Source organism: Ruegeria sp. CDSB117 (genome assembly GCF_059611005.1).
This window is the reverse complement of sequence record NZ_JBXWOS010000010.1, coordinates 146,677-163,429: the sequence shown is the minus strand read 5'-3', so window position 1 is coordinate 163,429 and position 16,753 is coordinate 146,677. Positions and strand designations below refer to the sequence as shown.

General features: G+C 55.2%; 17 protein-coding genes. 2 read left to right on the top strand and 15 right to left on the bottom strand.

Going from position 1 to position 16,753, the window contains the following annotated elements; translation table 11 throughout:
• Nucleotides 1-329: 329 nt before the first annotated feature.
• The 13 genes from AC2FJC_RS13325 to AC2FJC_RS13265 form a co-directional block, all read right to left on the bottom strand.
• Entirely contained in the window at nucleotides 330-1,373 is a 1,044-nt protein-coding gene (locus AC2FJC_RS13325) for an ABC transporter ATP-binding protein (protein ID WP_496739867.1), read from the bottom strand.
• Nucleotides 1,373-2,158, bottom strand: a complete 786-nt coding sequence (locus AC2FJC_RS13320) for an ABC transporter permease (protein WP_496739866.1) — start codon at nucleotides 2,156-2,158, stop codon at nucleotides 1,373-1,375. Before AC2FJC_RS13320 ends, AC2FJC_RS13325 begins: the two co-directional genes overlap by 1 nt.
• Nucleotides 2,155-3,018: an ABC transporter permease gene (locus AC2FJC_RS13315; protein WP_496739865.1), complete on the bottom strand. Its 864-nt coding sequence runs from the start codon at nucleotides 3,016-3,018 to the stop codon at nucleotides 2,155-2,157. The genes AC2FJC_RS13320 and AC2FJC_RS13315 overlap by 4 nt, the downstream gene beginning before the upstream one ends.
• A 22-nt stretch (nucleotides 3,019-3,040) precedes the next feature.
• On the bottom strand, nucleotides 3,041-4,078 hold the full coding sequence (locus AC2FJC_RS13310) for an ABC transporter substrate-binding protein (protein ID WP_496739864.1): 1,038 nt from the start codon (nucleotides 4,076-4,078) through the stop codon (nucleotides 3,041-3,043).
• A gap of 44 nt (nucleotides 4,079-4,122) precedes the next feature.
• Nucleotides 4,123-5,049: a PfkB family carbohydrate kinase gene (locus tag AC2FJC_RS13305; RefSeq protein ID WP_496739863.1), complete on the bottom strand. Its 927-nt coding sequence runs from the start codon at nucleotides 5,047-5,049 to the stop codon at nucleotides 4,123-4,125.
• A complete protein-coding gene (locus AC2FJC_RS13300) occupies nucleotides 5,046-6,083 on the bottom strand; it encodes an ADP-ribosylglycohydrolase family protein (RefSeq protein ID WP_496739862.1) in 1,038 nt (345 codons plus the stop codon). The genes AC2FJC_RS13305 and AC2FJC_RS13300 overlap by 4 nt, the downstream gene beginning before the upstream one ends.
• 4 nt (nucleotides 6,084-6,087) lie before the next feature.
• A complete protein-coding gene (locus AC2FJC_RS13295; protein WP_496739859.1) occupies nucleotides 6,088-6,795 on the bottom strand; it encodes a GntR family transcriptional regulator in 708 nt (235 codons plus the stop codon).
• A 396-nt stretch (nucleotides 6,796-7,191) separates the two neighbouring features.
• Entirely contained in the window at nucleotides 7,192-7,662 is a 471-nt protein-coding gene (locus AC2FJC_RS13290) for an aminoacyl-tRNA deacylase (RefSeq protein WP_496739858.1), read from the bottom strand.
• A 394-nt stretch (nucleotides 7,663-8,056) separates the two neighbouring features.
• On the bottom strand, nucleotides 8,057-8,431 hold the full coding sequence (locus AC2FJC_RS13285; RefSeq protein ID WP_496739857.1) for a nuclear transport factor 2 family protein: 375 nt from the start codon (nucleotides 8,429-8,431) through the stop codon (nucleotides 8,057-8,059).
• A complete protein-coding gene (locus AC2FJC_RS13280; RefSeq protein WP_496739856.1) occupies nucleotides 8,428-9,324 on the bottom strand; it encodes an alpha/beta hydrolase in 897 nt (298 codons plus the stop codon). The genes AC2FJC_RS13285 and AC2FJC_RS13280 overlap by 4 nt, the downstream gene beginning before the upstream one ends.
• On the bottom strand, nucleotides 9,321-9,806 hold the full coding sequence (locus tag AC2FJC_RS13275; RefSeq protein ID WP_496739855.1) for a flavin reductase family protein: 486 nt from the start codon (nucleotides 9,804-9,806) through the stop codon (nucleotides 9,321-9,323). Before AC2FJC_RS13275 ends, AC2FJC_RS13280 begins: the two co-directional genes overlap by 4 nt.
• Entirely contained in the window at nucleotides 9,803-10,480 is a 678-nt protein-coding gene (locus AC2FJC_RS13270; protein ID WP_496739854.1) for a glutathione S-transferase family protein, read from the bottom strand. Before AC2FJC_RS13270 ends, AC2FJC_RS13275 begins: the two co-directional genes overlap by 4 nt.
• Nucleotides 10,473-11,663, bottom strand: a complete 1,191-nt coding sequence (locus AC2FJC_RS13265; protein ID WP_496739853.1) for an LLM class flavin-dependent oxidoreductase — start codon at nucleotides 11,661-11,663, stop codon at nucleotides 10,473-10,475. Before AC2FJC_RS13265 ends, AC2FJC_RS13270 begins: the two co-directional genes overlap by 8 nt.
• A 101-nt stretch (nucleotides 11,664-11,764) precedes the next feature.
• Here AC2FJC_RS13265 and AC2FJC_RS13260 point away from each other — a divergent pair, with 101 nt between their 5' ends.
• Nucleotides 11,765-12,382: a helix-turn-helix domain-containing protein gene (locus AC2FJC_RS13260; RefSeq protein ID WP_496739852.1), complete on the top strand. Its 618-nt coding sequence runs from the start codon at nucleotides 11,765-11,767 to the stop codon at nucleotides 12,380-12,382.
• A gap of 486 nt (nucleotides 12,383-12,868) precedes the next feature.
• On the opposite strand, the gene AC2FJC_RS13255 is transcribed toward AC2FJC_RS13260, so the two are convergent.
• Entirely contained in the window at nucleotides 12,869-13,861 is a 993-nt protein-coding gene (locus tag AC2FJC_RS13255) for a hypothetical protein (protein ID WP_496737757.1), read from the bottom strand.
• A 136-nt stretch (nucleotides 13,862-13,997) separates the two neighbouring features.
• Complete coding sequence (locus AC2FJC_RS13250; protein ID WP_496739851.1) at nucleotides 13,998-14,696, bottom strand: Crp/Fnr family transcriptional regulator; 699 nt, start codon at nucleotides 14,694-14,696, stop codon at nucleotides 13,998-14,000.
• 118 nt (nucleotides 14,697-14,814) lie between these two features.
• On the opposite strand from AC2FJC_RS13250, the gene AC2FJC_RS13245 reads away from it, so the two are divergent.
• A complete protein-coding gene (locus tag AC2FJC_RS13245; protein WP_496739850.1) occupies nucleotides 14,815-16,746 on the top strand; it encodes a DUF3604 domain-containing protein in 1,932 nt (643 codons plus the stop codon).
• The last annotated feature ends 7 nt before the right edge of the window (nucleotides 16,747-16,753 follow it).

Here is a 16,753-nt window from a genome sequence, read left to right as displayed (position 1 = left end):
ACCAGGGTTTGAATACTGGTGGCATCAGGCGGGCAGGGTAGGGGCGGGCAAGCAACCGAACCTATTTTGTGTTTGACCTCTAGCTTCTGCACAGAGGGTGGAAAGCGGACCTTCTTCGCAGGTGCGAGATCTAGTGGTGTCATCTGAGGAAGCTGACATTCCGGCGTAAATTTGGCCCATTCATTTCTACCTCGCCGCAGAGCATCTCGGAGCCCGCAATACTGATTGCTGCCCTGTGCTTGAGCGTCCGACTTCGCAGGTTTCCCTGCATCATGATCTGTGCTTTATGTCCGAATGGCATTTGGTCTGCACCGGTTTGAACGCTGTCCTCATGGTATGACAATCGTTTGCTCGGGTTTCCAACTGAGCCAGATGTTTTCTCCCTCTGACAAAGTTGGAACATCCTGATCGCGCGCGACCATTTTGTAGGTGTGGTTGTCACACTGCACGATGCAGGTTGACGTCGCCCCTGCAAACATCCGCTGAACCAGCGTCCCATTGACTTTGGACAGGCCCTCCTGTTCGGGCTCAGTTGCAGAAATGCTCAGGCTTTCGGGACGCACGGCCAAGGCGCTGGCCGTTTCGGCGCCCCGGGGGATCTTGATGCTTTGGTTGCCTGACACGTTCAATCGTCCATTCCCATCACTTTCAACAATGATGTTGGCATCGCCCAGAAACTCGGCGGTGAACCGGTCAACCGGGTTGTTATAGACAGAGCGCGGTGGCCCGGACTGAATCATCCGGCCGTCTCGCAGAATGCCAATCTTGTCGGACAGCGTCAGAGCTTCTTCCTGATCGTGGGTCACAAAAATCGTCGTGATCCCTATTTCGTGTTGAATGCGCTTCAACTCAACCTGCATATCCACCCGCAGAGACTTGTCGAGCGCAGAGAGCGGTTCGTCCAGCAGCAGAACGCGCGGATTGGTGACAATGGCCCGCGCCAAGGCCACGCGCTGGCGCTGACCACCGGACAGCTGGTGTGGCTTGCGAACCCCAAGATTGCTCAATTGCACCAGCTCGAGCGCTTCGCCGACGCGCCGCCGTTCTTCATCGGAGCCAACCTTTCGTACCCGCAGCCCAAATCCGACATTGTCCGCAATGCTCATGTTTGGAAACAGCGCATAGTTCTGGAACATCATGCCGATTTCACGCTTTTCAACCGGGATCTGGTCAACCGATTTATCCCCGATGTGGATTGACCCGCGATCTGCAAACAGAAAGCCTGCAATTGTCCGCAGCAGGGTGGTTTTGCCGCTTCCAGAGGGTCCGAGGAGGGCAAAAAATCCACCGTCGGGGAACTCCATCGACACATCATCCAATGCGGTGAATTTCCCGAATTTCTTGGTGACGTTTTTGACGGAAACTTCAGCCATTAGCGTTCTCCTCCAAAGTTCGAAAAGCGTGCGGCGATCAGCATCACAAGCATGGATACCGATATAATGATGGTCGAGATTGCATTGATCTCAGGCGTAAAGCCTTTGCGGATCGAGGTGTAGATCAGAACCGGCAGGGTGCTGTCGCCGGGTTCGGAAAGAAAGTAGGAAATGACGAACTGGTCAAAGCTGACGGCAAAGGCAAAAAGAGCGCCCGCAATGATCCCGGGAATGATCCAAGGGAAGGTAACGCGCCTCGTCACAGTCCAAGCGTTGGCACCCAGGGAGCGTGCCGCCTCTTCCAACGTGGCGTCAAATGTAGCGAGGCGCGCGCTGACCACGACGATGACATAGGGAATGGCCAAGGCTACATGTCCGATAATCACGGATGGTGTTCCGCGGCCCAGTCCAATGCCAAAGAAGAAAATTAGCATGGCGGTACCGGTAATGAGCCATGGGATTGCGATCGGAGGGAAGAGCATCACCTGAAGGAACCGTTTGCCGCGGAACTCAAAGCGGAACAACGCAACGGATGCGGCTGTACCCAAGACTGTGGCAATCACAGTCGTGACAATTGCGATGGCGACCGAACGTGCTGCCGCGTCTAGGATCTCGGCATTCAAAGCCAGTTTTTCATACCACTTCAGCGAGAACTCTAATGGCAGCTGATAGTACTGCGACGCATTGAAGGACATGAAAGCCATCACCAGAATTGGCGCATACAGAAAGAACAGGATACAGGCCAGCCAGATCTTTCCCATTCTCGTGAGCAAGACACCACTCATGTTTGCGCCCTCCTTAAGATGGGGCTGGCCAAGGCCAGGATCATCAGGACCACGGCTAACAGAATGAAGGATAGTGCGGCCCCAAGCGGCCAGTTGAAGACGGCTACAAACTGATCCTCAATCACCGTGCCGAAATAGGTGCCAACCCGCCCGCCTAGGATGCGGGGCTCCATGAACGACCCGACAACCGGCACGAAGATCAACACCGCTCCAGCCAGAAGCCCTGGCATGGACAGCGGCAGGATAACGCGCCACAGGATCGTTAGCTTGCTTGCGCCCAAGGAGCGCGCGGCATCAATCAGGCTGTCATCGATGGCTTGCAGTGCCAGATATGAAGTCAGGATGACATAAGGAAGGTAGGAATGAACCAGCCCGATGACGATGGCCGGGGTGGAGAACATCAGGTCCACATCCACCTCAAACGGGAGAATGGCATTCAGCGCAATCTCAAGAACGCCATTGCCGCGCAACACGATGGCCCAGGAGAAAATGCGCACCAGCGAGTTTGACCAGAAAGGCAGGATCACCAATAAAAACAGAGCCTCCCGTGAACGCCCCTGAATGCACTTGGCAAGAACATAGGCACACGGAAACCCGACCAGAACGGCACAGCCCGTAACTATCAGACCCAGCTTGATCGATTTCCACAAAAGCTTGGCATAGGTCGTTGTTTGGAAAAAAGCCTGGTAGTTTTCGGTGGTGTAAAACCATTCCTTTTGCCCGAACGGTACATCGGACAAAAAGCTGAAATAAAGCATGGCTGACAATGGCAGAAAGATCGCCACCGTCAGCCAAAGGTATGCCGGAGAGAGCAGGCTGAAGATCTTAAAACGTTGTTGATTGGCAAGCATCGCTGACATCAGAGCTCTCCGCGGTTTGCGACTATTGTGCAGCTTTCAGTTCTTGCCAAAGAGCAAGATAGGCTTCGCGGTTTTCATCCGACACCGGGCGCTGGAACTGAACCCGGGCAACCACCTCAGGGTCGCCCAGAACGCGCTTGTTGAACGCGTCATCGGGTAAGGCAGCAGCGGCTTTGGCGTTGGCCGATGCAGGGGCGCCGTCCGCGGCCCACTTCACATAGAAATCCGGGTCAATCATCCAGTTGATGAACGCATGCGCCGCGTCCTTCTTGGTCGAAGACGACGGGATGGACAGGCCGTCAAGCCAGCCAATGGCCCCTTCTGCCGGCACCACGAACTGGACTGGCAAACCCGAAGCCATCGAACGGCTGGCAGATCCGGACCAGAACGTTGCGACTTCCAGATCGCCTGCCGCCATGAACTGGTTCCAGTCGTTTTCTGATCCCCAATAGGTCTTAATCTGCGGCATCAGAGCTGTCAGCTTGGTTTTCACCGCTTCAAGATCTTCTATATTGTTGATGTCCTGACCTGTGGCAATTGCTGCAAACTGCACCGCTTCCAATGCGTCGTCGCGAATTGACACTTTACCCGCGTGTTTACTGTCCCATAACACCTCGATTGATGTCGGCAGTTCTTCGAATTCATTGGTGTTTACTGCGAAAGATGTCAGACCCCAAGTCCAAGGCACCCCATGCAGGGAGCCCCCTGCATTCAGGTCCTCGTTCTCCGCCATGTTCGCAGGCACATCGGCAAGATTGCCAACCAATGATGCGTCAATCGGGCCGATCAGACCTTCGCTTTGGGCTTGTGGTGTAAAGGCAGCGTTGATCAGCACGACATCATAGGCACCCGGGTTGGTGCGCAGTTTCGTGAGCATCTCTTGCTCGGAATTGAAGTATTCGTGGACCACCGTATGCCCACTGCTTTCGGCAAATGCGGCAACAGACCAGTCAAGATCAGTGCCGTAGCCTTGCCAATTCAGAACGCGAATTTCGTCTGCGCTTGCAGCGGACCCGACCATGGCGACCGCTACCGCGTTGGAAAGAAAGAAAGTTTTCATTTTTGCCTTCTCCGTGTTGAACGTTGTTCCGTCTTACGTGCTCGTTAGCTGCTTCTTTTTTTGTTGAGGGCTCGGTTGATTTGCTCTGCTGTTGGTGCAGTTGCTGGCCCTTTGATGGTTGTCGAAATTGCCGCCGCCATATTGGCAAAGCGGGCAGCGCATTCCGGATCTCCGGTCTGGGACAAATGGGCGATAAAGCTGCCTACATGTGTGTCGCCAGCCCCGTTGGTATCGACCGCGTGCACGTGAAATGCGGGTATCTCGACACAGGCTTCGGCCGTTGCGACCACACAACCCGCGGCCCCATTGCGTACGACGGCCCCGCCGGGCCGGTTTTTCGCGAGCGCCTTGGCGGCGGTTACCGGGTCGGAATGGGAAGTCAGAATGGCCGCTTCTTGAAGGTTCGCGCTAACCCAATCAGCGCGGGACAATACAATCTTCAAGTCATCCGGGGCCAATGACGCAACAATCGGCGCCGGATCAAACACCAGACCGGGGACAGACGGGGCTTGCCGCAACCATTCCGTAAATGCGCTGCGGGAATTGCGGTAGTGCAGTGCGTACCCTGAAAGCAGAGTCCACTCGAAATCGGCAAAGGTGATCTGAGAAAGTGCCTCCGGTGTGACATGGCCCTCGGCCCCGTCGCTGGAAATAAATGTTCGTTCCCCGTTTTGATCGACAAGCACCGTACAGCACCCCTGATCACGGTCCGCGTCCCGAGTACGCAGAAAAGGGATTTCTTCAGTGATAAGGTCTTTATGAACGAGGTCTGCAAAAGGACCGGACCCGATGGAACCCCCGTAAGAGACAGGCATCCCTGACCGCTTTGCGGCTATCATCGCGTTAAACCCACCCCCTGGTGCGATTTTGAAGCCACTTACAATAGCTTCTGTGCCCGCCGCCGGAACCTGATCGACGTCGTAAAGCAAGTCGGCGACGATCCCCGACATTTGCAAGAGCCGCGCGGTCATGAGGTGGCCTCGCTCGCGGGGCGCCCCATTGGCGCATTGCGCTCACGGAGTTTAAGAAGACCTGCAGCGTATCGCTCAATTGGCAGCTTGTTTGCCTGGCGAACCTGGCTGGCTTTGCTGGCCGGAAAACCCGAAACACCAACACACGCACCGGCCATTGCGCCGGCCATTGCACCAATTGTATCGGTGTCATCTCCTATGTTCGCGGCAATCAGAGTGGCCTTCCACGGATCACCCCCGGCCAAAAGGATAACACCAAACGCCGCTGGAATGGCTTCGTGAGACGCAACGGATGTGCCGATTTTGTCTGCAAACTCCTCGACCGGCAAACCATTGCGCGCGGCAGCTACTGCTTCAGAGATCTTGCGTGCAATCTGACGGTCGCCCTCAGCATAGCCCCGTTCCTGCCCAAGTTCAGCAGCCTTAATCGCCTGCGGCAGCGCGGCGTCGAAACTTAGCCCATCAATACCAGAACTGATGACGGATGCGACTGCAGCGGCGGCGGCAATCGCTTCACCGGTATTGTGTGTCAGCCGGCATGCCAGCTCGACCTGGTCAACCAACGCGTTCAGCGACGAAGGCGGCGTGGCGACGCCAACCGGTGCGATCCGCATCGCTGCGCCGTTGGTTGTCCCGCGCCGTCCTGCCTCAGCAGGCGACGTGCCGCCCAACATCGCTTCAAGCGCAGCCTTGGTAGACGGGCCGAGCAGATCGCGAAGCCCGCGTTCTTTCACATCGGCTTCCCAAGCAATCAGATCTGCGGCCCAAAGCGCTTCATCAAGCACCCCATTCCCGCTGATCAATCGGGCGGCCAAAAGCAAAGTCTGTTCTGTGTCATCCGTAACTTCTGCCGCGGAAAGACCATGCGACACCGGCTGGCCGTCGACTGGCGCGACAAAATCCGTGATCTGCCCGTAATGGCGGATGATTTCCGTGCGCGTCAGCGTTTGGGACGGCATCCCCAACGCATCTCCGACGGCCATTCCGATCAGCGCACCACAAGCGTGGTCGAATTCGCGACCTCGCGCATCCATATCCTCAGAACTCCATGTGCAACCCGAACATGTCGGGATCCAGGAGACTCTCGACATATTCGATGATTGTGCGGTCTTCTTCGCGGGTCAGCCGCCGCAGTCGCAACATTGCATCACCTGCCTTGCGACCCATCACGGCAGCGTCGCCGGCTGCAAGTGACGGCACGACACCCGCCCACTCAGCACCGCTTGCAATGGCCAGCCCATGGTTTTGCAGGGTTGTATTAAGCGATCCTTCGATAAGACCAGAGTGCAATACCTCATTTAGAGTTTCACGCCACGGCACCCTGCTCCGCTCAAGCGAGACCCCAGTGCCCAAGTTGTCCAGATAGCGGAGACGATCAACAATCAGACAATCAGATCCAAGCGGGATTTCGGATCCCGAAATATCCATGGGACCGCGCTCAAGCCGCAAGACCCGGGTAGACAGCTGAACGGTGGAAGACGAAAGAGCCAGCGTCCACCCAGCCTGATCGTCAATCGTCATGCCATCAAATGTCACGAAGGACCCAATCCCGCTTTTGGTCGTGATCAATCCCTTGCTGGATAACATTTCGAGACTTTTTCGAACGGTGCTGCGACTGACCTCAAACCGCTTAACGAGGGCGTTCTCGCTCGCCAACGCATCGCCACGATTTAGCACGCCCCTGCGGATTTCGCTTTCAAGAGTATGGGCAATGCGCTCCGACTTCGAGGCGCCAATCAATTCCATTCCTGTCTCGCCATGTTTATACCTGTACATACCTGTATGCTACATCGATGACCCACGATCTGTCAATAAGCGGGATTGTCGGCGAAGATCGCGGCAACCTTCCAGATGACCTTTCAAATTTCCAGCATGGAATGCGAATTCGGTCGACCGGGCGAATGCAGCGAAATAGTGCCATGTACCGCAAATTGAATGTTCGCCACCTCCGGCAATTGCGTGTGCGGCGAAAGTCCGGAATGGCGGATTGCACGGCAACGGTGGAGGGGGGTGATCAACGGCGGCATTGGGTCGCGATTGAAATAGAAGGGCACACTTAATCCGGCGGGTGGTGAACGTAGGTCAGAGCCACAACTTGTATTAAGATCTCAAAACCTAAATTCCGAGATATTTCTCCCGCCCCTAGTGCATGCAACAGAAAGAGCCGTGCCTGACATCTTTCATTAGCGTGTCGAAATCCTTGCCGCGCATCTCAACCAGGGTTTTATGGTCGCCCGCTTCGAACCAGATTTTGTCAAGCCCAGTGAGGCTGTTGTCCACAACTGTAGGCACATCATAGGCTTCGCCCACAGGTGGCGCTGCACCGAGCGCGCAATCATCAAACAGGTCACTCATTTCGGATTCTGGCGCCAAACCGAGACGACGATCCATCATCGATTGTAGAGCAGTGAGATCAACCTGATGATTGCTGGGTAGAACTGCAAGCATTGGTCCTTCCTCCATGTGAATAAGCACGGACTTGGCAAGATGATCGCCGGGCACATGCGCCGCTTCGGCGCATTCGCTTGCGGTTGCGGCATAGGGATGCGGGACAATGTCAAATGGGAGGCTATGGGCTTCCAAATGGCGTTTCAGACGAGTTGCAATAGTCATGGTATCCTCCGTGTTATCGAAGGCGTCCCGGCCGCGAAGCGTGTCACGGTGCGCACCCAGGGCACAATTTGGTGTGTTTCCTTAGTGTGCGCCTTATGGGCGAGTCGAACAAGGGGTGCCAAGACTGATGGCGTCTTTATCTTGGATGTTCAGGAAGGCCGAGCTATTCGCCATGACGCTCGAATGACGGATCTCAGCCCGATACAACGAATGCTGCTCAACGCATAAGCGACTGCGAACCGCGTATTGCTACTGTTGGCGACGGCGGTTGGCCCTTAGCATTTTTCGCATCTTGAGAATTGCGCGAAGCCCGCGCGTGATTGGGCTTGTCCATGCCACGGCGGGGACCTCCAACAAAACTGCCGAATGTCTGTTCGCATCAGGGCTTGATCGATCAGGTTGTCCGTTGCTTGTAATACGTGTCCTTGTGGACGATCAGCCCATCGCGGTAAGTCAGGATGTCGACGCTCAGGAATTCTTCCTTCGTGCCATCCTTATGCGTCGCAGTGCGGCGATACTCGCAATAGGCTTTATTGCCGGAGATGGCGCAGTCCAGCGTGTCCCAATGGACGTTATCGACTTTTTCGAACAACGCGGAAAAAGCGCTGCGGATCGTATTGGCACCTTCGAGCCGAACGCCATGCTCTTTGGGGCCAATGGCGTGATCAAAGGTTGCATCCTCAGCGAAATGCTTCATCACGGCGTCGATGTCATTGGCGTTGAAGGCATCGCCAACAGAGTCAACAAGGTCTCGGGTCAAAGCAGTCATGAGTGTGATCCTTTTCCTAGAAGCATATTGCATGTGTGTTTGAAGAAGGCGCTCGCCGGGTCAACAAGCGTGTTTAACTCGTCAAAATGATCGACGTCGGGCACGATATATAGGCTCATTTGGCGGTCTGGGGTTTCGTATTTTTCGACATACATGCGCGCTTGACGGTGGAATTCATCCGTTTCCGCGCCGCCAACAACGACCAGCTGCGGTGCATTTGTAACCGGGGGATGGTTGGTCATCGGGCTTTCGGCCTCGGACTCTTCCGGGGTCATCCGGATGCCGGCATTGAGTGCTTCTGTCAGACGCACCGGTTCGAGGTAGCTGAGCGGTGAAACCGGGATGCCGGATTTGATCAGGTCTGCTGGAAGATCCGCTCTGAAAGCAGGCCAATTGGTCGCCATCATCATCTGGGTGATATGGCCGCCAGCCGAGTGGCCCATCACAGTGATACGTTCTGGATTGACGCCCAAATCGCGCGCGTTGCGCCAAATATAGTCAATTGCTTCGCGGGCTTCTTCGGAAATTTGCGTGATTGTCACGGATGGGCAAAGATCATAGCCAATGACAACAACGTTGAACCCCGCCGTGACAAAGGGCGGTGCAATGAAGCTGTAGATTGACTTGTCGCCGCGCTGCCAATAACCGCCGTGTACATAAACGAGCGTTGGCGCTTTCGCGTCTAGGCAACGGAAGACATCCAGTTTTTGTTTCTTGCCTTTTCCATAACGGATATCGAGGCTGCAATCGGATGAGGCGCGTGCGGCCTCACTGTCGCTGCTCCAGCTTGGGATGACAGTGACTTCATAGTCCGGTCGTCCTGCCCGCAGATTGTATTGCGCGTCGATCTTATCGGGGCTGAAGCGGGTGTGATAGGTCAGGTGATCGCTCATAACGAAAGCTCCGATTGAGGCGCGGAAAAGAACGCACCGCGGCAAAAGACAAGTGGGGGAACGGGCACATAGATGTAGTTGGCCACACGGCCCAGGAGAATTTGATGATCATCTGCGTCGACCCTGCTGTGTACCGTACATTCCAATTGCGCCGAGGCACCGGGAATCAAAGGCGTTGCGGCTCCGGCGATCCAATCCGTATCGGTAAACCTGTTTTCGACATCGCTTGCGAAGTGCATCGCAAGGTCTTTCTGCTCGGCCGACAGGATATTGACCGCAAAATGATCCGATTGCGACAGCGTTGGGAAGACCCGGCCTGACTTTGCAACACAAACCGAAATCACCGGCGGCTCTAACGAGACCGAGGTGAACGAATTGGCGGTCAGGCCCCACGGCTCTTTGTCCGCGTCATAGGTGGCTACGATGGTAACACCCGTCGGAAAGACGCCAAGTGCGCGGCGATAGTCTCGGACGTCCATCATAGCACCCCTTCGCTGGCACAGGCTTTTTCCAGCGCAGCCCATTCGTCGGGGTTGGTCCCGAAATGACGCATGACGTGATCCCTATATGCGGGACGTTCGGCTAGCCGCTGATACCAGGCCTCGACATTCGGCAAGGGCGGGCGGGCGACCTCGACGTTGAAATAGCGATAGGCCACACACCCCAAGGGAATATCCGCCATGGTAAAGCTGTCGCCGCAGACATAGGCTTTGTCCGCGAGCTGCTGATCCAGAATGGTCAGGGTTTCATGCGCCTCATCGCGCAGTTTCGCTATCTTTTCGGGGTCTCGCTGGTCGGGTTGGGTGCGCACAGTAGCGAAGAACAAATAGATGACTGGCCCAAAGGCGCGGCTGGCCGACCACTCCATCCATTGGTCCGCAATCGCACGGGTCTGAATGTCGGCAGGACTTAGCGTTCCTGCGCCGTACCGGTCACAGAGATAGCGCACAATGGCGAGGCTTTCCCACAGTGCGAAGTCGCCGTCGCGGATCGCCGGGATCATCTTGTTGGGATTGATCTGCGCATACATCTCGGTGTCGAGCTTGCCAAAGCTGCCTCCGGCAAGTTGCAGGGTATAATCCAATCCCAGTTCATTCGCTGCCCAGATCACCGGAATGACATTTGATGAATAGGGGCGTCCCCAAATCTCAAGCATGTTCCAGCATCCTTTTCTGAGCGATGGACTGCGTGCCGAACTTCGGGACAACATGTTCGAACAGACGATGCCAGCTGGCCAGAATTTTCTTGTAAGGCACCCCGGTGTATTGCTGCATCAGCATGAGGTGATCGAGGCCGATGGTTTCTCGCCGCTCTGCAAACCGATCCGCGACATATTCGGCGTCGCCCACCACTATGATCCCGCGTTTATTGAGGAAGTCGAACCAATCCATGTCCTCATCTTCGGGCGTCATCTCTTCGCCGACATCCAGATAGCCGCGCTTGCTCCATTCCCCCTTGGGACGCGACCCACCGAGGAATTCGTAATAGGCATTGATCGGACCACGGATCGTGTTCACCGCTTCTTCCATGCTTTCACCGACATAAAACGCCGTGCAGACGCCGACGCCTTCGCCAAGTTTCACATCACAGCCTTCGCGTTGCGACAATGCCTGGCGATAGGGTTCCCAACAGGCCAGCGTGGCTTTGGGGCCAGCCGCCATCGAGATCACGCCCCAACCGCGCTCTCCAGCCAGCTTAAATGTGGGCGGGGCATTCGACATCAGCCAGACCGGTGGGTGAGGGTTGGAATAGGGTCGTGGATGCACATACATCGCTTTGTATTCGCCATCCTTGCCGTGATAACGCGGGTCCAGAGGATCAAAGAACCGGTTGGTCTCTTTCCAGCCAGGAACCGGGAATTGATAGAACTCACCGTGATGGGTGAACGCCTCGTTGGTCCAGGCTTTCAGGATGATCTCAAGGCTTTCCTGATACAGCCGCATCACCTTGGCACTGTCGCGCCGATCCGCATCCGCGTTGAACTGGATGGTTGAGCGTTCATTGATGCCCTTGGCTACGCCGAAATCAAACCGGCCTTGGGTCATGTTATCAAGCATTGCGGCATCTTCGGCCACCCGCAAGGGATGCCAGTCCGGCAGGATGATAGGCGCTGTTCCAACCCGCAGTGTCTTGCAATGTGCAGCCACGTGGGTTCCCATTTGGATCGGGTTAGGTGGCGCATTCATGTAACCGTTATGGGCGAAGTGGTGCTCGGTGAACCACGCAGTTGTAAAACCTGCCTGCTCGGCCAGCGAACATTGTTCGAGGATAATCTCCAGCGTTCGAGTCCACGGAATCGTCTCACCAGGACTAAAATTGGCAATCAAATCAAAGCGCATTACGCCCTCCCAAGTCCCCACAGTTGGTTGACTTTTACTTCATTTTTCAACTAAATTGATTTTACCTCGAAAAATCAACTAAAATCATTTATCCCGAATGCATGAATAACGATCTATCTCAGACCGATGCCCAACGGCTTGGCAGTGAAATTCGCGAAGTGCGCAAGGCTCGAGGGCTTACATTGAAAGATCTCTCAGAGTTGGTGTCCTGTTCCAAGGCCTACCTCAGCCGTATTGAGTTGGGGTCGGCCAAAGTATCGGCCGAGCTATTGCAGGAAATCAGTATTGCACTTGCTGTTGATCCCAATTGGTTCTTTCCCAAGCAAACCGGCGATGGACCGTTAGAGCGCAAACATGTTGTCCGGGGCGAAAGTCGCCGAGCATTGTCGGACATGTATACGCGCTCGACAGACGAGTTGGGGTTTGAGGATGAACTACTTTCCAGCACGCTATCCGGCCAATGCTACCTGATACTGTCCCGATTTCGTCCTGGTGCTGGCACCCCCCCTGAGCCACTGGAAGGTTATTCCTTTGAAGGGGAACAACATGCAATTGTCCTGAGCGGTGAAGTCGAGCTGCGCCTTGGCGATGAAATTATCGTCTTGCGCGAAGGCGACAGTTTTTCCTATCCCTCAATGATCGCTCACCGGTTTCGCAACAGAACAGATGAAGAGGCCATAATGGTCTGGGCGATGTCGCCAATACGGATTACTTGGTGACTGTTGGCCAGCTATCACTATCGCAAGAACTGCTCGTGTTACAAAGCAACGAATGACGGCATTTCGAAAAACCCACGGATCCGACCTAACCGCTTGGGCCAAAACCAGTCATTTGGCCAATTGAGACGAAAGCTGGCTTTGTCCCGCATTGCGTGAGTTTGGTTTGAACAGGATTTTGCGTTCGCGGCGAAGGTCTGCAATGCGGGCTGCGAATGCAGCATCGAAACAACGGGTTGGACGTCGGCTATGGGCCGTTCCCCATCCGAGCGACGCAGGCCTGCCAGCAAGATGCTGCGTTGCATCCGAAGTCAACTGTGAGCCCGATTTGATCGATGCCGCACTCTGCACGAAGGTCAGCTTTTCAAGACTTAGAGTTGCTCTAACTCGCTACCCAAACCGTTGTGTGACAAAATACGCTAGTGCAATCGCCGACGTCGCGCGCAGGCGTAGCGCCGCTTCAACACTCTGAGGAAACACTGTTGGCATTCAGTTTTTTGGTGCCAATTTGGTTTGAATGACGAACTGAGTGACCGGATCAACGTCTTCGTTTTCGAGCAAGTTTGCGAACTGGCTGTCCAGACGTTTCTCATTCCAATCGCGCATGGCAATCGCAATCTCCAAAGCCGACGAGTGATCCTGTTCCAACTCGCGGGAAAAAATCCTGATGATCTGATTTCTGAGGGCAGGTGACACTGTACCGGAGTCAGCCAAGGCGCGAATGAGAGATCGTTTATGGTCCTGTTTGAGGTTTGCTGACCCTAACGCGGCGTCGACAACCATGATCGCGTCTGACCCATCGACAGATATCCCAGCCAGAGCCCAATCATACGCATATCCCGAGCCTTGAAGAACCGACCCGGGATAACGTGATCGGACAATTTTTCTGGCTTTGTCATCATCGACCTGCAGGCCCAGCAATCGGATCGCGATCGGGACAAAGCTCATGCGAGTAAGACTGTCGAACTCGCGCAGCAACGCGTCTGCCGCAACTGTGTTACGCAACGTCTGGATGCTTGCGTAAGGTGCACGGTCGATTTCTATCAGGGCAGTATCTCTTAGCACCCGATCTTCGTGCGAAAGGTATCGGGCAAAAAACGCAACGCGCGCATTGGATGCCGTATTGCGGCCCTGCCACAGCTCGGCTTTGGTCCTAAGCGCTTCCAAGAATTTTTCGCGCTCGGGGGTCAGCGTGAATATCCTTGTCCACTTGCGTGACAAGCCGCGTCCGGCACCATCCTTGGCAACGGTTCCGTAAGTCAGCAGAACTGACATCTCGGGGTCAGCGCGGAAGGCAGCGCGGGTTGTGCTGTCGATCAAGAAGGGGATTTCAGGAAATCTCTCCAGATCGTCCGATGTGCCTTTAATGATCTGACGCGGGGCAAACTTGAATGGATTGTCCTGCGCTGGTCCTGCCATGACGACGACGTCGGCCGTGATCAAATGATCCGCAAGTGAGGCCTCGGGCAGCGTGACGCACACTTGGCATGCCAAAGCCGAACGCGGATCAAATAGTCCAAAACAGAAGATCGAAATAAGTATGAAAACCCTTGAAAAGGCCGGGGGCAGCTTTTTCCAAGATTGGCTACGGTTATGACATGCAGCAGCACGCATCACTCTATTCCTCGACCACGCGCCGCAACCCGTCCAAATCGACTAAGACGGTGCGACCATATTCCAGGCGTATCAGGCCTTCGGTTGCCATTTCCCCCAAATAAACAGAGATCTTGGACAGGGCGATGTTCGACAGGTCCGCAAGTTCCTGCTGGCTGGCAACAACGGTGTCTGTCGGTTCAGCGCCCTGCAAAACGCCACGCCATCCGCCCAATCGCAAAAGCGCGGCAGCGATGCGTTTTCGGGTATTTCGTTGTGCAAGGTCGTTGGCCGCGGACATGGCCAGCAGTTGGTTCATCGAACTGAGGCGGGCAAATGCCTCCCACAGATCAGGGCGCGCATTTGCCAGTGGCCGAAATCGGGAATACGCGATCCTGACCAGTCTGACATCGCCTGCTGCCTTCATCTCAACCAAACCGTCAACATCAAGCAACAACTCTGATTCACCAAACCAGGCACCAGGGTGGTGGATATGACCCAGGACCGGCTCCATTTCTGTCAGTGTGAGACGGACCTGAACCTTTCCCGAAACAGTTCCGTAAAGCGAATTCTGGGGCCCGCCAATTGCGTAAATCGTTTCCTTATCCTTGTACGCAACGATTTCCGAAATCTGCTCGAGTTTTTCTAAGCTTCCTTGAGATACGCCATTTAGCCACGCAGAAGAAAAGACAGGGAAAAATGCATCTTTAGATTTCTTCTTCATCGCAATTACCCCATTTGGGAAGGTATTTTGAAAACTGTTCTGTTAGCTTCGCCCAATAGCGTTTACGTTACAATATCATAATTACCTGATAATAAACAATATTATGGGGGCATTGGAGATGCATTCCGCTCAGTATTCTCGTGGCATTCTATTCCCGACTTCTGCGATCAACTACGCTGCCATAACTTGCATTGCAGGCATAATAGCACATTCGGCTATGGCGCAGGATGCGCCCAATGTTGCGCCAGATCGGGCTGAATATTCACCATACCCGGAACAGAGTTTTCCCAATCAGGTCTTCTTTGGCGACACCCACCTGCACACGTCTTATTCTTGGGATGCCGGGCTGGTTTTTAACAAACTGTCGCCCGCGGACGCCTATAAGTTCGCCAAGGGCGAAACGGTGGTTGCGTCCACCGGTATTCCCGCCAGATTGCAGAGACCACTCGACTGGTTGGTGGTATCCGATCATTCCGACGGTCTTGGCATCGCGCCGCTGCTGACACGCGCTGATCCGACATTGTTGGAAGACCCCCTGGGCGCAGAACTTTACGAACTGGTCAGTCAGAAGACGATTGAGAGCACCCAGGCTGCTTACAACCTTTGGCTCGGCCGCGCGTATGAAGGCACGAACCATCTGGCTTCGGATCAAAATGTGCCCAAGGTTCCGTGGGAAGAGATCATCGATGCCGCTGAAGAGGCCTACGTACCCGGTCATTTTACCGCCTTCATCGGATATGAATGGAGTTCGGCCCCGGACGGCAACAACCTGCACCGCGTCGTTGTTTATAGGGATGGGAAGGTAGAGGCCAACACCCGAATTCCGCTGTCCAATGAGCTCAGCAATGATCCCGAAGCACTATGGGATTGGATGGAGCAATATCAGGTCGAAACTGGCGGCCAACTGCTGGCCATCCCACATAATGGAAACCTGTCCAACGGGTTGATGTTCGACGATAAACGGTTCTCTGGAGAGCCCCTGTCTGCCGAATATGCCGAGCGTCGGCAGCGTCTGGAGCCTCTTTATGAAGTAACTCAAATGAAAGGGGACGGAGAAACCCATCCCGCGCTTTCCCCGAATGACGCGTTTGCCGATTTCGAGACATGGGACAAAGGCAGTTTCGGGACCGAGGTCAAAACCCCCGAAATGCTGCCCCGTGAATATGCGCGCTCCGCCTATCGTTTGGGTCTCCAACATCAGGCCGCGCTTGGCGCGAACCCGTTTAAGTTTGGGATGATCGGGTCCACGGATGCGCACACGTCTCTGTCCACTTCGCGGGAAGAGAACTTCTTTGGCAAGATCACGGCTCTTGAGCCTTCGGCCCATGAGATGCGGTTTAACGAGGCCATCACCGGCCGGCTTGGCGATGAGGCCAACCAGATCAAAGCATGGGAAACCTCGGCCTCGGGCCTCGCCGCTGTCTGGGCTCGTGAAAACACGCGCGAGGCCATCTTTGACGCGATGATGCGGCGTGAAGTCTTTGCGACTACCGGAACACGCATGAGAGTTCGTGTCTTTGCGGGATACGATTTCGTGGAAACCGACCTGCCGCGTTCGGATTTTGACGCCTACGGCTATGAAAACGGCGTGCCTATGGGCGCGGACTTGAATGCATCCGATGATGATCGCGCCCCGCGTTTCATGGTACGGGCATTGCGTGATCCCGACGGTGCAAATCTGGACCGTATCCAAATCGTCAAAGGTTGGATAAACGCGGACGGTTCCACTACCGAACGGGTGTTTGACATCGCCTGTGGTGGCCGTGAGCTGATTGACGGAGCCTGCGACGGTCCGGTGGGCGATACAGTGGATCAGGAAACGGCGACCTGGACCAACGATATCGGTCAGGCCATTCTGGCCGGTTTCTGGGAAGACCCGAATTTCGACCCGGCGCAATCGGCCTTTTACTACGTGCGCGTCTTGGAGATTCCGTCCCCGCGCTGGACCACCTTTGACGCCAAGTTTTTTGGGACTGAACTGCCCGAGGGCGCCCCAATATCGATCCAGGAGCGCGCCTACACTTCGCCCATCTGGTACACGCCATCCTGAGGAATTC

Excerpts from the sequence above, each read along its gene's own strand:
- AC2FJC_RS13325 (WP_496739867.1), bottom strand. The coding sequence starts at position 1,373 with ATGGCTGAAGTTTCCGTCAAAAACGTCACCAAGAAATTCGGGAAATTC.
- AC2FJC_RS13320 (WP_496739866.1), bottom strand. The coding sequence starts at position 2,158 with ATGAGTGGTGTCTTGCTCACGAGAATGGGAAAGATCTGGCTGGCCTGT.
- AC2FJC_RS13315 (WP_496739865.1), bottom strand. The coding sequence starts at position 3,018 with ATGTCAGCGATGCTTGCCAATCAACAACGTTTTAAGATCTTCAGCCTG.
- AC2FJC_RS13310 (WP_496739864.1), bottom strand. The coding sequence starts at position 4,078 with ATGAAAACTTTCTTTCTTTCCAACGCGGTAGCGGTCGCCATGGTCGGG.
- AC2FJC_RS13305 (WP_496739863.1), bottom strand. The coding sequence starts at position 5,049 with ATGACCGCGCGGCTCTTGCAAATGTCGGGGATCGTCGCCGACTTGCTT.
- AC2FJC_RS13300 (WP_496739862.1), bottom strand. The coding sequence starts at position 6,083 with ATGGATGCGCGAGGTCGCGAATTCGACCACGCTTGTGGTGCGCTGATC.
- AC2FJC_RS13295 (WP_496739859.1), bottom strand. The coding sequence starts at position 6,795 with ATGGAATTGATTGGCGCCTCGAAGTCGGAGCGCATTGCCCATACTCTT.
- AC2FJC_RS13290 (WP_496739858.1), bottom strand. The coding sequence starts at position 7,662 with ATGACTATTGCAACTCGTCTGAAACGCCATTTGGAAGCCCATAGCCTC.
- AC2FJC_RS13285 (WP_496739857.1), bottom strand. The coding sequence starts at position 8,431 with ATGACTGCTTTGACCCGAGACCTTGTTGACTCTGTTGGCGATGCCTTC.
- AC2FJC_RS13280 (WP_496739856.1), bottom strand. The coding sequence starts at position 9,324 with ATGAGCGATCACCTGACCTATCACACCCGCTTCAGCCCCGATAAGATC.
- AC2FJC_RS13275 (WP_496739855.1), bottom strand. The coding sequence starts at position 9,806 with ATGATGGACGTCCGAGACTATCGCCGCGCACTTGGCGTCTTTCCGACG.
- AC2FJC_RS13270 (WP_496739854.1), bottom strand. The coding sequence starts at position 10,480 with ATGCTTGAGATTTGGGGACGCCCCTATTCATCAAATGTCATTCCGGTG.
- AC2FJC_RS13265 (WP_496739853.1), bottom strand. The coding sequence starts at position 11,663 with ATGCGCTTTGATTTGATTGCCAATTTTAGTCCTGGTGAGACGATTCCG.
- AC2FJC_RS13260 (WP_496739852.1), top strand. The coding sequence starts at position 11,765 with ATGAATAACGATCTATCTCAGACCGATGCCCAACGGCTTGGCAGTGAA.
- AC2FJC_RS13250 (WP_496739851.1), bottom strand. The coding sequence starts at position 14,696 with ATGAAGAAGAAATCTAAAGATGCATTTTTCCCTGTCTTTTCTTCTGCG.
- AC2FJC_RS13245 (WP_496739850.1), top strand. The coding sequence starts at position 14,815 with ATGCATTCCGCTCAGTATTCTCGTGGCATTCTATTCCCGACTTCTGCG.